Origin of the sequence: Bradyrhizobium betae, assembly GCF_050632175.1 — a bacterium.
GTDB classification, from domain to species: Bacteria; Pseudomonadota; Alphaproteobacteria; order Rhizobiales; family Xanthobacteraceae; genus Bradyrhizobium; species Bradyrhizobium betae_B.
Genome location: NZ_CP192576.1, coordinates 3,210,166 through 3,224,070, shown reverse-complemented (window position 1 = coordinate 3,224,070; position 13,905 = coordinate 3,210,166). Strand labels below are relative to the sequence as shown.

At 65.4% G+C, this 13,905-nt stretch carries 11 protein-coding genes and 1 pseudogene; 11 read left to right on the top strand and 1 reads right to left on the bottom strand.

The features are described 5' to 3' along the window. Positions 1-6 precede the first annotated feature (6 nt). The 8 genes and pseudogenes from soxZ to ACQ86E_RS15425 all read left to right on the top strand — a co-directional run bounded on the left by soxZ (position 7) and on the right by ACQ86E_RS15425 (position 8,004). Positions 7-318: a thiosulfate oxidation carrier complex protein SoxZ gene (gene soxZ / locus ACQ86E_RS15460; RefSeq protein WP_431206099.1), complete on the top strand. Its 312-nt coding sequence runs from the start codon at positions 7-9 to the stop codon at positions 316-318. Then, positions 318-1,180, top strand: a pseudogene (soxA, locus tag ACQ86E_RS15455) (sulfur oxidation c-type cytochrome SoxA). Before soxZ ends, soxA begins: the two are co-directional and overlap by 1 nt. Then, a complete protein-coding gene (locus ACQ86E_RS15450; protein ID WP_431206098.1) occupies positions 1,177-1,482 on the top strand; it encodes a hypothetical protein in 306 nt (101 codons plus the stop codon). The pseudogene soxA and the gene ACQ86E_RS15450 overlap by 4 nt, the downstream one beginning before the upstream one ends. Positions 1,483-1,536: 54 nt before the next feature. Further along, entirely contained in the window at positions 1,537-3,282 is a 1,746-nt protein-coding gene (gene soxB, locus ACQ86E_RS15445) for a thiosulfohydrolase SoxB (protein WP_431206097.1), read from the top strand. Positions 3,283-3,569: 287 nt separating this feature from the next. Beyond that, entirely contained in the window at positions 3,570-4,610 is a 1,041-nt protein-coding gene (locus tag ACQ86E_RS15440) for an MBL fold metallo-hydrolase (RefSeq protein ID WP_431206096.1), read from the top strand. 88 nt (positions 4,611-4,698) lie between these two features. Then, the gene (locus tag ACQ86E_RS15435) at positions 4,699-4,872 is read left to right on the top strand and encodes a hypothetical protein (protein ID WP_431206095.1); all 174 of its coding nucleotides are present in this window, start codon (positions 4,699-4,701) and stop codon (positions 4,870-4,872) included. Between the two features lie 115 nt (positions 4,873-4,987). Continuing rightward, positions 4,988-6,208 carry an MFS transporter gene (locus tag ACQ86E_RS15430; protein WP_431206094.1) on the top strand — a complete coding sequence of 407 codons (1,221 nt, stop codon included), beginning with the start codon at positions 4,988-4,990 and terminating at the stop codon, positions 6,206-6,208. An 80-nt stretch (positions 6,209-6,288) separates the two neighbouring features. Further along, positions 6,289-8,004 carry an N-acyl-D-amino-acid deacylase family protein gene (locus ACQ86E_RS15425; RefSeq protein ID WP_431206093.1) on the top strand — a complete coding sequence of 572 codons (1,716 nt, stop codon included), beginning with the start codon at positions 6,289-6,291 and terminating at the stop codon, positions 8,002-8,004. Positions 8,005-8,211: 207 nt separating this feature from the next. On the opposite strand, the gene ACQ86E_RS15420 is transcribed toward ACQ86E_RS15425, so the two are convergent. Continuing rightward, positions 8,212-9,561 (bottom strand): MFS transporter, encoded by a 1,350-nt coding sequence (locus tag ACQ86E_RS15420; protein ID WP_431206482.1) that lies wholly within the window; start codon positions 9,559-9,561, stop codon positions 8,212-8,214. A 145-nt stretch (positions 9,562-9,706) separates the two neighbouring features. On the opposite strand from ACQ86E_RS15420, the gene ACQ86E_RS15415 reads away from it, so the two are divergent. The 3 genes from ACQ86E_RS15415 to ACQ86E_RS15405 are packed head-to-tail and all read left to right on the top strand — an operon-like array spanning position 9,707 to position 13,891. Beyond that, the gene (locus ACQ86E_RS15415; RefSeq protein WP_431206092.1) at positions 9,707-10,360 is read left to right on the top strand and encodes an ABC transporter ATP-binding protein; all 654 of its coding nucleotides are present in this window, start codon (positions 9,707-9,709) and stop codon (positions 10,358-10,360) included. Then, positions 10,357-12,819 carry an ABC transporter permease gene (locus ACQ86E_RS15410; RefSeq protein WP_431206091.1) on the top strand — a complete coding sequence of 821 codons (2,463 nt, stop codon included), beginning with the start codon at positions 10,357-10,359 and terminating at the stop codon, positions 12,817-12,819. Before ACQ86E_RS15415 ends, ACQ86E_RS15410 begins: the two co-directional genes overlap by 4 nt. Beyond that, positions 12,809-13,891 carry a lipocalin-like domain-containing protein gene (locus tag ACQ86E_RS15405; RefSeq protein WP_431206090.1) on the top strand — a complete coding sequence of 361 codons (1,083 nt, stop codon included), beginning with the start codon at positions 12,809-12,811 and terminating at the stop codon, positions 13,889-13,891. Before ACQ86E_RS15410 ends, ACQ86E_RS15405 begins: the two co-directional genes overlap by 11 nt. Positions 13,892-13,905 lie beyond the last annotated feature (14 nt).

Below are 13,905 nucleotides of genomic sequence, written 5' to 3'. Positions count from 1 at the left end.
GATCCGATGGCATCAAGCATTCGCGTGCGCGCAACATCCAACGGCGACATCACCGAGGTGCAGACGCTGATCCAGCATCCCATGGACACCGGCTTCGTGAAGGACGCCAAGGGCGAGCTGATCCCCGCGCATTTCATCCAGCAGCTGAAGTTCGAATGCAACGGCAAAGACGTCTTCGTCGCCGATTGGGGCACCGCGATCTCCAAGGATCCCTACGTCAAGTTCAGCTTCAAGGGTGCGAAGAAGGGCGATGACCTCAAGATCTCCTGGACCGACAACAAGGGCGGGTCGGATACGATCACCGCGAAGATCGCGTGATGAAGCCCCGCTCTGCTCTCCTGCTTGGCTCGCTCAGTGCCGCGCTCGTCGCGTTGGTGCTGACCTCTCCGCGCGTGGTCGCCGCCGACAAGGTCGACCCCGTCGCCGATGCCAAGGCGTTCCGGAATTTCTTCTTCCAGAAATTCCCTGACGTGAAGCACGAGGATTTCGTCAACGGCCCTTATTCGATGAACGCGGACATGAAGCGGCAGTGGCAGGAGAAGGAAGAATTTCCGCCCTACGAGTTCGCGCTCGACGCCGGCAAAGAGATGTTTTCGACGCCGTTCAAGAACGGCAAGACCTATGCCGACTGCTTCCCGAACGGCGGCATCGGCATTCGCCAGAACTATCCCTATTTCGACGAGAAGGAAGGCAAGGTCGTCACGCTGGAGCTCGCGCTCAATCGCTGCCGCGAGGCCAATGGCGAGGCGCCCTATTCCTACGTCAAGGACGAGATGGCCTCACTGACCGCGTACATGGCCTTCACCTCGCGCGGCAAGCCGATGGACATCAGGATTCCCGACGACCCCCGCGCGCTCGCGGCGTTCGAGAACGGCAAGCGCTATTTCTATACCCGCCGCGGTCAGCTCAATTTCTCCTGCGCGAGCTGCCACGTGCAGAGCCCGGGGAGCGCATCCGCGCCGAGATTTTGGCGCCGGCGCTCGGTATCCTGAGCGCGATGCCGATATACCGCTCCGAATGGAGCGGCATGGGCACGACCAGCCGGCGCTTCCTGACCTGCAACAGCCAGACCCGTGCGGTTCCGCTGGAGCCGCAGGCGGACGAATATCGCGACGTCGAATACTTCCTCTCCTATGTCGCCAACGGCTTGCCGATCTCGGGGCCGGGAGCACGGCCATGAAGCGGTCATTTCCCCTCGCCATGTTGCTCGCCTTGGGCCTCGCGCCTGCCGCGAGCGCGGCAAACGAGGCGGATTACAAAGCGGCCTATGCCGCTGCCGAAGCCGCCTCCAGGGAGGCGGCCGGCATGCGCAACCAGTGGACCGTGACTGTATCGGCGCTGGCGGCGGCGAAGCGCGCCGCGGACGGCGGCGATTTCGAACGCGCGACGACCGCAGCGAAGGAGGCCGAGGCGCTGGCGAAGGCGTCGATCTTCCAGGCCATGTCCGAAAAAGAAGCATGGAAGGCGATGGAAATCCGCTAAGCTCAGATCTTGTGGAACCGTCGAACGGCCGAGAACAGGCGCGGAGAATCTGGGATGGCGATCCGCCGCCGTGATTTCCTTTGGAATGCAGGCATTCTCGCAGCATCGCTGAGCCTGCCGAGACCGGCGCGTAGCGCCGAGACCGCGAGCATTTACGACCTCGAACGGTTCGGCAATGCGCGCATCCTGCACACCACCGACACCCATGCGCAGCTCAACCCGGTCTATGTCCGCGAGCCCAGCGTCAATATCGGCGTCGGCGAGATGGCGGGGCGGCCGCCGCATCTGGTCGGCCGCGCCTTCCTGGAGCGCTTCGGGGTCCGGGCCGACAGCGCCGATGCCTATGCCTTCAGCTGCCTGGAGTTCGAGAAGTCAGCGGCGCGCTTCGGCAAGCTCGGCGGCTTCGCCCACCTGAAGACGCTGATCGATCGGCTGCGGAGCGACGTCGGCGATGGTCGTTCGCTGCTGGTCGACGGCGGCGACCTCTGGCAGGGCACCGCGCTTGCCAACGTCATGCAGGGCCGCGACATGGTCGAGGTCGCCAATCTGCTCGGCATCGAGGCGATGACCGGACACTGGGAATTCACCTATGGCGAGCAGGTGCTGCGCGACAATCTCGAGCGCTTCAAGGGCGAGTTTCTGGCACAGAACGTCTTCCTGACCGAGGAAGCGGCGTTCAACGACGCCCCGGCCTTCGACAAGGCGAGCGGCCGCGTGTTCAAGCCCTCCGTGATCAAGGAGCTCGGCGGCTATCGCGTCGCGATCGTCGGCCAGGCCTTTCCTTACGTGCCGATCGCGCATCCCAAGCGGTTCACGCCGGACTGGACCTTCGGCATCCGCGAGGAGGAATTGCAGAAGCACGTCGATGCCTTGCGCGGCACCGACAAGGTCGATGCCGTTATCCTGCTGTCGCACAATGGCATGGACGTCGACCTCAAGCTCGCAAGCCGCGTCACCGGCATCGACGTCATCCTCGGCGGCCATACCCATGACGCAATCCCGCAGCCGGTCGCGGTGAAGAACGCGGGCGGTACGACGCTCGTGACCAATGCCGGCTCCAACGGGAAGTTCTTGGGCGTGCTCGATCTCGCACTCGACAAGGGCAAGGTCGGCGACGTCAGATATCGTCTGCTGCCGGTCTATTCCGAGTTGCTCAAGCCCGACCCTGCCATGGCCGAACTGATCGGCCGGGTCCGCGCGCCGCACGTGGCCGACTGGTCGGACAGGATCGCAACGCCTGACCGTTTGCTCTATCGCCGCGACAATTTCGCCGGCCCCATCGACGAGGTGATCTGCTCTGCGCTGCGCACCGAGCTCGATGCCGAGATCGCGCTGTCGCCGGGCTTCCGCTGGGGCGTCACCGCGCTGCCCGGCCAGCCGCTGACGATGGAGGATTTGCTCGCGGAGACCGCGATCACCTATCCCGAGACCTATGTGCAGGAGATGACCGGCGCCGAGATCAAGAACGTCCTGGAAGACATCTGCGACAACCTCTTCAATGCCGATCCCTATTATCAGCAAGGCGGCGACATGGTGCGCGCCGGCGGGCTCGGCTACGCCTGCACGCCGAATGCCGCGATCGGCAGCCGCATTTCCGATGTCAGGCTCAACGGCGGCAAGGCACTGAGCGCAAGCCATCGCTACAAGGTCGCGGGTTGGGCCTCGGTAAACGGCCAGCAGGGCGCGCCGGTGTGGGACGTGGTGGCCAAATATCTGCGCTCGGGCCGGATGTTTCAGGAGCGGCTCGGCTCAGGCGTCACGCTGAAGGGCGTCGACGGCAATCCCGGGATTGCGGGATAGGCGGGGCCGGAGGCTCTTGTGGCAAAGCGCTGCGACACCCTCGGCGTCATTCCCCGCGAAGGCGGGGAATCCAGTACGCCGCGGCCCATCGGCTCTATCACTGCCGTCACGGAGTACTGGATCGCCCGGTCAAGCCGGGCGATGACAGCGTTGCATGGGGGAGGCACCAAGACCCATCACGCGCAATAAAAATCTTCTAGTTTTTATTGTCTACACAGTGAATTGCTTCTCTTTATAATGGCTGGCGTAGTAAAATCCTCGAATTCAGTTCCACACCGGGCCTTGCCATGATCTTCCGCCAGCTCTTCGACAGCGTTTCGGGCACCTACAGTTACGTCCTCGCCAGCCGCCCCGGCGGCGAGGCGCTGATCCTCGATCCCGTGCTGGAGAAGGTCGACCGCTATTGCCAGCTGCTGCGCGAGCTCGACCTCAAGCTGGTGAAGGCGGTCGATACCCATCTGCACGCCGATCACGTCACCGGCCTCGGCGAGCTGCGCGACCGCACCCATTGCATGACCGTGATGGGCGACCAGACCAAGGCCGACGTGGTGGCGATGCGGGTCGCCGACGGCGACAAGGTGACCATCGAGGGCCTGTCGCTCGACGTGATGTACACGCCGGGCCACACCGACGATTCCTATTCCTACCTGATGGGCGACCGCGTCTTCACCGGCGACACGCTGCTGATCCGCGGCACCGGCCGCACCGATTTCCAGAACGGCTCGTCGCGCGCGCAATACGATTCGATCTTCAACCGCCTCCTGAAGCTGCCGGAGGAGACGATGGTGTTCCCGGCACATGACTACAAGGGCGACACCGTCTCCACCATTGGTGAGGAGAAGCGCTACAATCCGCGGCTGCAGGTGCGCTCGGTCGACGAATATATCGAGCTGATGGCCAATTTGAAGCTGCCCAATCCGAAGATGATGGACGTGGCGGTGCCTGCCAACATGCATGTCGGCCTGCATCAGGAGGAGCTGGAGAAGGAGGGTCGCGCGCTGAGCGCGGTCGAGGCAATCCGCGTTCTCGGCCGGCCCGATATCCTGCTGGTCGATCTGCGCGAGAGCAACGAGCGGATCAAGCACGGCATGCTCGAGGGCGCGCTGCACACGCCCTATCCGAGCGTCGAGGAAAGTCTGAAGCCCGGCGGCATGCTGCGCGAGGTCGCGGCCGCCACGGGGCGCCGCGTCGTGTTCTTCTGCGCCTTTGGCGAACGCTCGGCGATGGCGGTGGCCGCAGCGAAGGAAGCCGGATTGTCCAACACGGCGCACATCGCCGGCGGCATCGACGCCTGGAAGAAGGCGGGCGGACCGATCGTGCACGGCTGACCTCACTATCGCGCCCCTTGAGATAAGTCAGGCTCCCTACATATTTTCAGGATAGAGTCGGATGACACATCGCCATCCGGGAACAGCCATGGCCAAGACAGCCAAGCCAAGCGAGCCGCCCAAAGTTGCGGAAAACAAGCAGGCGGACGAGAAGGCGAAGAAGCCGCCGTCTCCGCTCGGCACCGACGACGACGATTACGAGGACGGCGATATGGCGACGCCGAAGCGCGACCGATACGGTCTGGATGACGAGCCGTTGTAGTGGACGTTACGTCCCGCAGCCGCGCCCGCACTACCTGCCATGCGCCTGCGTTCATGGACAAATAACAGCTCTGCCCGATAGTTTGCGCTCCCATCGGGAGTGAAACGGAACTGCAATGGTCGATGTTCTCGCTGCACCGCAGCAAGGCAAGACGGACAGCGCGCTGCGCACGTTGACCGGGATTTCGATCGCGCATTGGGTCAGCCATTTCCATCTGCTGGTCCTGCCGATGCTGTTCCCGTTCCTGAAGGGTCAACTCGGCGTCGGCTATGTCGAGCTCGGCTTCGCGCTCACGGTCTCCGCGGTCGTGTCCGGGCTGACGCAGGCTCCGACCGGCTATCTTGTCGACCATTTCGGCGCGCGCAGGATCCTGCTGGGCGGACTGACGCTGGGAGGGCTCGCGCTGATCCTGCTCGGGCTGCATCTGAGTTACGCTTCGCTGATCGCCTGCGCCGTGCTGCTTGGCCTTGCCAACAGCGTCTACCACCCCGCCGATTACGCCATCCTGGCAGAGCACATGGATGAGGCGCGGATGGGCCGGGCGTTCTCGATCCACACGTTCGCCGGCTATCTCGGCGGCGCGGTTGCGCCGGCGATCGTTGCCGCACTCGTCACCGTGTCCGGCGGCACAGGCGCGCTGATCGCGGCGGGTGCCATCGGCGTGCTGGTGGCGCTGCTGCTCGTGACGATGAGCATCCCCGATGCCGGCGCGCACAAGACAAAGCCCGGCAGCGAGCGCACGCCGAAGCAGGCGGTGATCACGCCGGCGCTGATCACGCTCACCGTGCTGTTCACGCTGCTCAGCCTGTCGGTTGCCGGCATCAACAATTTCGGCGTGGTGGCGCTGATGAGCGGTTATGGCGCGTCCTACTCCGCCGCCAACGTCGCGCTGACCGCGTTCCTCGCCTCGAGCGCCGTCGGCGTGCTCGCGGGCGGCTTCCTTGCCGACCACACCGAGCGCCACGGCTATGTCGCCGCCGCCTGCTTTGCCGCGAACGCGATGATCGTGCTGCTGATCGCACTGGTCACGCTGCCGGGCTGGGCGCTGACCCTGACGATGGCGACCGCAGGATTTCTCTCCGGCGTGATCGCGCCCTCGCGCGACATGCTGGTGCGCAACGCCGCGCCTCCCGGCGCCGCCGGCCGCGCCTTCGGCATCGTCTCGACCGGCTTCAATCTCGGCGGCATCGTCTCACCGCTGCTGTTCGGCTGGATCATGGACCAGAGCGCGCCGCACTGGGTGTTCGGGGCTTCTGTGATCTTCATGCTCGCCACAGTGGTTTTGTCACCGTTAACCGAGCGGAAGCCGCAAGCCAAGGCTGCGACGCAACCCTGAGCGCACTTCCCCGCGGTTGACACTGCGCAGGCGCACCCGAAAATGCGTCCAAGCAGAACAACAAAACGGGAAGAAACACCATGAGCACCCCTGATCTCGTGATCCGCGGCGGCACCGTTGCGGATGGAAGCGGCGGCGAGCTGTTCGAGGCCGACGTCGCCATCACCAGCGGCAGGATCAGCGAGGTCGGCAAGATCTCCACGAAGGGCAAAGAAGAAATCGACGCGCGCGGCAAGCTGGTGACGCCGGGCTTCGTCGACGTGCACACCCATTACGACGGCCAGGTCACCTGGAGCCAGGACATCACGCCGTCGTCGCAGAACGGCGTCACCACGGCGATCATGGGCAATTGCGGCGTCGGCTTTGCGCCCTGCAAGCCCGCCGACCACACCCGCCTGATCCAGCTCATGGAAGGCGTCGAGGACATTCCCGAGCCGGTGCTGAGCGCCGGCATTCCCTGGGCGTGGGAAAGCTTTCCCGACTACATGGACTGGCTCGCCAAGCGCGATTTCGACATCGACGTCGGCGCGCAGCTGCCGCACGCGGCGCTGCGGGTCTATGTGATGGGCGAGCGCGGCGCGCGCCGCGATCCCTCGACGGCCGAGGACAATTCGGCGATGGCAAAGCTCGCGGGCGAGGCGGTGCGCTCCGGCGCGCTCGGCTTCTCGACCTCGCGCACGCTCAATCACCGCACCTCGACCGGCGATTTCACGCCGACGCTGAAGGCCGGCGAGGACGAGCTCACGGCGATTGCGGGCGCGATGCACAGCCAGGGCCGCAGCGTGCTGCAATTCGTGCTCGATCTCTCCACCATCCACGAAGATTTGCCGATGATGCTGCGGGTGGCCGACGCCACGAAATGCCCGATCTCGTTCTCGATCACGCAGAACGACAAGGCGCCAAACCGCTGGCGCCAGACACTGGACGAGATCAATGCCGCGGCGAAGCGCGGCCTCTCGATCACCGCACAGATCGCAGCGCGCCCGGTGGGGCTGCTGCTCGGGCTCGAGCTGTCGCGCAACCCGTTCCAGACTCACCCCAGCTACAAGGCGATCGCGCATCTGCCGCTGCAGGAGCGGCTGGCGCGTCTGCATCAGCCCGATGTGCGCAAAGCGATCCTCAGCGAGACAGCGACCGCAACGGACGATCCGCTGTTCTTCCGGCCCAACTACGACAAGATGTTCCTGCTCGGCGATCCCCCCGATTACGAGCAGCCGCCGGAGAACGCGCTGGGCCCGCAGGCGCGCAAGCAGGGCCGGCAGCCGGAGGAACTCGCCTACGACGCGATGCTGTCGGACGACGGCAAGGGCATGCTCTACGTGCCGTTCCTCAACTACGCCGACGGCAATCTCGATGCGACGCGCGAGATGCTGATCGATCCGCAATCGGTGCCGGGCCTGTCCGATGGCGGCGCCCATTGCGGCATCATCTGCGATGCCAGCTTCCCGACCTATCTGCTGACGCACTGGACCCGTGACCGCAAGCGCGGCGAGAAGCTGACGATCCCGTTCGTGGTCGCGGCGCAGTCGCGCAAGACCGCGCTCTCCGTCGGCCTGACCGATCGCGGGCTGATCGCGCCCGGCTACAAGGCCGACGTCAATGTGATCGACTACGACCGGCTGCATCTGCATCCGCCGAAGGTGCACTACGATCTGCCCGTGGGCGGGCGGCGGCTGTTGCAGGATGTCGACGGCTACGAGGCGACGATCATGTCGGGCGTGGTGACGCGGCGGCAGGGTGAGGCGACGGGACGCCGGCCGGGGAAGCTGATCCGGGGCGCGCAGGGAATGCAGTAGAAGAGCTTTTGAAGCTGAAACCTCTGCCTCAACCTCGGTGTCGTCCTCGCGAAAGCGGGGACCCATAACCACAGGGGTGGTTCTGGAGCTAAGCTGGCAACTCCGAATTTTCGCCAAACTACTGCCTGTGGTTATGGATCCCGGATCTGCGCTTCGCTTGTCCGGGATGACAGTTGTGGTTGGCGCGGGTAGCGCGAAACAGCCGCCTTACGTCGGTGACACCGCGCCCTTCAGCGCCGCGGGCTGCGCAGCCGCGCCGCGTGTCAGCCTGGCCTTTTCCGTGTTCGGCCACAGCAGCAGCAGGCCGATGACGCCGGAGCCGACCATCACCACCGCGTTGATGGTGAAGCCGGTCATGTAGCCGTCGATCATGTTTCCAGCGCGCTGAATCACGGCGCCCATCACGTTCGGCGCGATGATGCCCGAGAGCGTGTAGAGCGCGCCGTAGATCGCGATGACCGCGCCGCGCTGCGAGGACGGCGTGAACTCGCCGAGCATCGGCGGGCAGACCACATAGATCGCGCCGCAGAGGCCCGAGCCGACCACGAGCAGCGCGATCTGCAAGCCTGCTCCCGCGACATGCGGCATCATCGCCAGGATCAGGCCGCCGAGGATCAGCGGCACCGAGCCGAGCACGCCGCGCGAGATGCGCGTGGTGTAGCCGCGCGCCGTCATCACCTGCGAGACCCAGCCGGTGAGGATGACGACGGTCGCGCCGAACACCCAGGGCAGGATCGAGACGAAGCCGGCCTGGCTCTGCGAGAAGCCGAGGCCCTTGACGATGAACGGCGTGAACCAGGTCAGGCCGAGCGACAGCGCCCAATAAGCGCCGAAGGTCGCGATCACACAGCCGAGGAAGGTGCGCGAGGTCAGAAGCTGCACATAGGGGATTTTCGGCTCATTGACAGCAATGGCCTGTGTATCCTCCAACGGGCCTTCCTTGCCGAACGTCAGCCAGGCACAGACCCAGATCAGGCCGACCACGCCGAGTGCGCCGAAGGCATAATGCCAGGAGTGATTGACGATGACCCAGTTCAGCGCCGGCACGGCCAGGATGACGCCGAAGGCCGAGCCCTGGGACAGGATCGCGGTCGGCAGCGTGCGCTTCTCGTCTGGGAACCACTTGTAGATCGCGTGCGCGGCCACCGAGAAGGCCGGACCTTCGCCCGCGCCCAGCACGATGCGGCAGATCAGAAGCGTGGTGAAGGAGACGGTGCCGACCATCGGGAACTGCGCCAGCGCCCAGATCACCGCCAGCGTCAGCAGCACCCAGCGCGTCGGGACCTTGTTGACGATGAAGCCGACCACGATGGCCGAGATCGAGAACAGGAAGAAGAACGAGGAGCCGAGCAGGCCGAATTGCTCGGCGTTCAGCTTCATGTCGGTCATGATCGGCACGCCGGCGAGACCGACGACGATCTTGTCGGCGAAGTTCACGACCATGAAGAGAAAGAGGAGAAACGTGACAGTCCAGGCGCCCTTCGGCGTAGCCTTTGCCAAGCCCCTGGATACCCCTGCCGTCTTAGCCGCCGTGGACGGCGTTCCCTGAGCGCTCATCATTCTCCCCGTATGTCTTTTTGGCACTTTTATGATTTGGCCGTTGCCTGAGCTAACAACGGCTTGAACGGCAACGCAACCCCGGCATTTCCACGGCAGGTGTGCTACGCAGCATTTCCGTTAATTCCGCCCGGCGCCATTGATCGTGCTGACCATCCGAAATCTCGCGAAGACCTTCTCCGCGGCCGGCGAACCGGTTCATGTGCTGCGCGGGGTCGACCTCCATCTCAGGGCGGGCGAACGCGTCGCGCTGACAGGCGAATCCGGCAGCGGCAAGAGCACGCTGCTGCACCTGATCGCCGGGCTGGACGCCGCCGATGGCGGCACGATCCGGCTCGAGGGCATCGAGGTCACCGAGCTTTCCGATGCAGAACGCGCGAAGCTCCGGCGCGACCGGATCGGCCTGGTTTTTCAGCAGTTCAATCTCATCCCCAGCCTGTCGGTCGCGGACAATCTCGCCTTCCAGGCCCGGATCGCCGGCCGGCATGATGCGGCCTGGTCCAGCGAGTTGACCGAGCGACTCGGGCTCGGACATCTGCTCAAGCGTTTTCCAGAGCAATTATCAGGCGGCCAGCAGCAACGGGTCGCGATCGGCCGGGCGCTGGCGATAAAGCCTTCACTGCTGCTGGCGGACGAGCCGACCGGCAATCTCGACGAGGACACCGCCGAGGACGTGCTGGCGCTGACGCGCGACCTCGTCGCCCGCACCGGCTGCGGCTTCCTGATGGTGACGCACAGCCTGCATCTGGCCGGCACGCTCGACCGCCATCTCACCCTGCACGCAGGACGGATCGCATGAGGCGCGCGCTGTGGGTGCTCGCGGTGCTCCTGAGCCATTGGCGGCGGCACAAGATGCAGTTCGCGACGCTCCTGATCGGGCTGATCGCCGCGACCGCTTTGTGGAGCGGCGTCCAGGCGATCAACCAGCAGGCTCGCAATGCCTATGACCGTGCCGCCGCAACCTTCGGCGGCGTGCGCACGGCGATGCTGGTCGCGCCTGACGCGGCGACCTTTTCACAGGATCTTTTCGTCAAGCTCCGCCGCGCGGGCTGGCCGGTGTCGCCGGTGCTGGAAGGACGAGTCCAGGTCAACGGACGATCGGTGCGATTGCTCGGCATCGAGCCGGTGACACTGCCGGCCGATGTCGGCAATGCACCACGGCTGGGTGCTTCGGATCTGAGCGGCTTCGTCGCCCCGCCCGGCCAGACGCTGGTCGCGAAGGAGACGCTGACCGATCTGCAGGAGCAGGAAGGCGCGGCGCCGCCGATCAGCAACGGCGCAAAGCTGCCGCCGCTGCGCGTGCTGCCGCAACTCGTGCCCGACGTGCTCGTGGTCGACATCGGCGTGGCGCAGCTTCTGCTGAACAAGCCGGACCAGGTGTCGCGGCTTCTGATCGGCAAGCCGAAGGGCAAGCCCGCGCCGCTGCGAAGCGTCGTCGGCGAGGCGTTGCAGCGGGTCGAGCCGAATGCGGAGACGGAGCTGGAGCGTCTCACCGACAGCTTTCACCTGAACCTCACCGCCTTCGGTCTGCTGTCGTTCTTCGTCGGACTGTTCATCGTCAACTCCGCCGTCGGCCTTGCCTTCGAGCAGCGGCTGCCGATGCTGCGCACGTTGCGGGCCTGCGGCGCCTCGGCGCGACTGGTCAACACGGTGCTGGTGGTCGAGCTGGTCGCGCTGGCGCTGGTCGCCGGGCTGATCGGACTGGTCTGCGGCTATTTCATCGCAGCAGCGCTGCTGCCGGATGTGGCGGCGTCACTACGCGGGCTCTATGGCGCGCAGATCCCGGGGCAACTCACGCTGCAGCCCGAATGGTGGTTTGCCGGCATTGGCATCAGCATCGCCGGTGCGCTCGTCGCGGCGGCGACCAGCCTGATCAAGGCCATCAGGATGCCGGTGCTGGCGACCGCGCAACCCTACGCCTGGCAGCAGCGGCAGCGGCGCTGGCTGATCCTGCAGAGCCTTGCGGCCTGCGGCGTATTCGCGGTCGCGCTGCTGCTGCTTCAGTACGGCCAATCGCTGATCGCAGGCTTCGGCGTGCTGGCGGCGCTGATGCTCGGCGCGGCGCTGATCCTGCCGGCCTTCCTCGAGATCATCCTGCTCACCGGCCAGCGCACCGCGCGCGGGCCGCTTTCGTTGTGGTTCTGGGCGGACAGCCGTCAGCAGCTCTCGGGATTGTCCCTCGCGCTGATGGCGCTGCTGCTCGCGCTCGCCGTCAATGTCGGAGTATCCACCATGGTGGAAACCTTCAGCCGCACGTTTGTCGGCTGGCTCAACGGGCGGCTCGCGGCCGACGTCTACATCAGCGCCTCCGACAATGCGCAAGGCGTTGCAATCCGCAACTGGCTGAAAGAACGCGGCGACGTTCAGGCCATCCTGTCCGGCGGACGCGCCGAGACGCAGGTTCGGGGCCAGCCCGTGGAATTGCTCGGCCTGCCCGATCATGCGCTCTATCGCGAACGCTGGCCGCTGCTGGAGGCCGCGCCGCGCGCCTGGACCCAACTGGTGCCGGGCAATGCCGCCTTCATCAGCGAGCAGTTGAGCCGGCGGCTGAATGTGCGCGTCGGCGATGTTATCGAGGTGCCGACGCCCGGCGGAAGCTGGGAGCTCGACATCGCCGGCATCTATGCCGATTACGGCAATCCCAGGGGACAGCTGACCGTGAATGTCGCGGCCCTGATCCGGCATTTCCCGCAGACGCCGCAGACGCGGATCGGGCTGATTGTCGCCAGGGAGAATATCTCCGGCCTGATCGCAGCGTTGCAAAAGCAGTTCGCGCTCGACGATCGCAGCGTCGCCGACCAGGCGACGGTGAAGGCGGAATCGATCCGGATCTTCAACCGCACCTTTGCGGTGACATCGGCGCTGAACGCGTTCACGCTCGGCGTCGCCGGCATTGCGCTGCTGACCAGCCTGCTGACGCTGGCGAATTCGCGGCTGCCGCAGCTCGCGCCGCTGTGGGCGATCGGCATCACCCGGCCGCGCCTCGCCGCGGTCGAGCTGATCAAGACGCTGTCGGTTGCGCTGTTCACGTCGCTGCTGGCCGTGCCGCTCGGGCTGTTGGTGGCGTGGTGTCTGATCGCGATCGTCAACGTGAAGGCGTTCGGCTGGCGACTGCCGTTCCATGTATTTCCGTTTCAGCTGGTCGAACTGGTCGCTGTCGCGCTGTTCGCTTCGTTGTTTGCGGCGCTCCTGCCGATGATCCGGCTGGCGCGGATGCAGCCGGCGAGCCTCGTCAAGGTGTTCGCCAATGAGCGCTGACAGGATATCGCGGCGCGCCTTCGCCGGCGGCATCGCCGCGCTCGCCCTCGCACGACGCGCGGACGCGCAAGGCTATGCCGGGCTGGGCGAAGCCGCAGATGGCTTTGCCAAGGTGACACCGGGAAGGGAGTTTTCCTTTCCCGCCGATCACGGGCCTCATCCGGAGTTTCGCATCGAATGGTGGTACCTCACGGCGAACCTGGTCGACAGCAGCGGCGCGGCGTGCGGCCTGCAATGGACGCTGTTCCGCCAGGCGGCACTACCGGGGCCGCAGGGCGAAGGCTGGGCCAATCAGCAGATCTGGATGGCGCATGCCGCGGTGACGCGCGCGGATACCCACCGCTTCAACGAAACCTTTTCGCGCGGCGGGGTCGGGCAGGCCGGCGTCACAGCAAAGCCGTTCGCGGCGTGGATCGACGATTGGGAGATGAAGGGCTTTGAGCGCACCGACGATCGCACCCTGTCGCCACTCACACTGAAAGCCGCCGGCACCGACTTCAGCTACGCGCTCACGCTGGAGGCCGATCGTCCGGTCGTCTTGCAGGGCGACCACGGCTACAGCCGCAAGTCCGAGCGCGGGCAAGCCTCCTACTATTACAGCCAGCCGTTCTACCGCGCACGCGGCACGCTCACCATCGACGACAAGCCAGTCGATGTGTCCGGCCAGGCCTGGATGGACCGCGAATGGAGCAGCCAGCCGCTCGATGCCGACCAGACCGGCTGGGACTGGCTGTCGCTGCATCTTTCGTCCGGCGACAAGCTGATGCTGTACCGGCTGCGCCAGAAGGACGGCAAGGATTATCCGTTCGGCAACTGGATCAGTGCATCGGGCAACACGCAGATGATCGCCGGCGGCGATATCCAGATGACGCCGACGGCGACCGCGGACGTTGCGGGACGCAAGCTGCCGGTGGAATGGCAGATCGCGATTCCCTCACGCGCCTTCTCGATTTCCTGCAAGCCGCTCAATCCAAAAGCCTGGATGGGGACCGGATTCTCCTATTGGGAGGGGCCGATCAGCTTCGCCGGCACGCATGACGGCGTTGGCTATCTCGAGCTGACCGGCTATTGAGGCGCAACTCGTTT

Excerpts from the sequence above, each read along its gene's own strand:
- ACQ86E_RS15425 (WP_431206093.1), top strand. The coding sequence starts at position 6,289 with ATGAGCACCCCTGATCTCGTGATCCGCGGCGGCACCGTTGCGGATGGA.
- ACQ86E_RS15405 (WP_431206090.1), top strand. The coding sequence starts at position 12,809 with ATGAGCGCTGACAGGATATCGCGGCGCGCCTTCGCCGGCGGCATCGCC.
- ACQ86E_RS15430 (WP_431206094.1), top strand. The coding sequence starts at position 4,988 with ATGGTCGATGTTCTCGCTGCACCGCAGCAAGGCAAGACGGACAGCGCG.
- ACQ86E_RS15410 (WP_431206091.1), top strand. The coding sequence starts at position 10,357 with ATGAGGCGCGCGCTGTGGGTGCTCGCGGTGCTCCTGAGCCATTGGCGG.
- soxZ (WP_431206099.1), top strand. The coding sequence starts at position 7 with ATGGCATCAAGCATTCGCGTGCGCGCAACATCCAACGGCGACATCACC.
- ACQ86E_RS15435 (WP_431206095.1), top strand. The coding sequence starts at position 4,699 with ATGGCCAAGACAGCCAAGCCAAGCGAGCCGCCCAAAGTTGCGGAAAAC.
- ACQ86E_RS15420 (WP_431206482.1), bottom strand. The coding sequence starts at position 9,561 with ATGAGCGCTCAGGGAACGCCGTCCACGGCGGCTAAGACGGCAGGGGTA.
- soxB (WP_431206097.1), top strand. The coding sequence starts at position 1,537 with ATGGCGATCCGCCGCCGTGATTTCCTTTGGAATGCAGGCATTCTCGCA.
- ACQ86E_RS15440 (WP_431206096.1), top strand. The coding sequence starts at position 3,570 with ATGATCTTCCGCCAGCTCTTCGACAGCGTTTCGGGCACCTACAGTTAC.
- ACQ86E_RS15450 (WP_431206098.1), top strand. The coding sequence starts at position 1,177 with ATGAAGCGGTCATTTCCCCTCGCCATGTTGCTCGCCTTGGGCCTCGCG.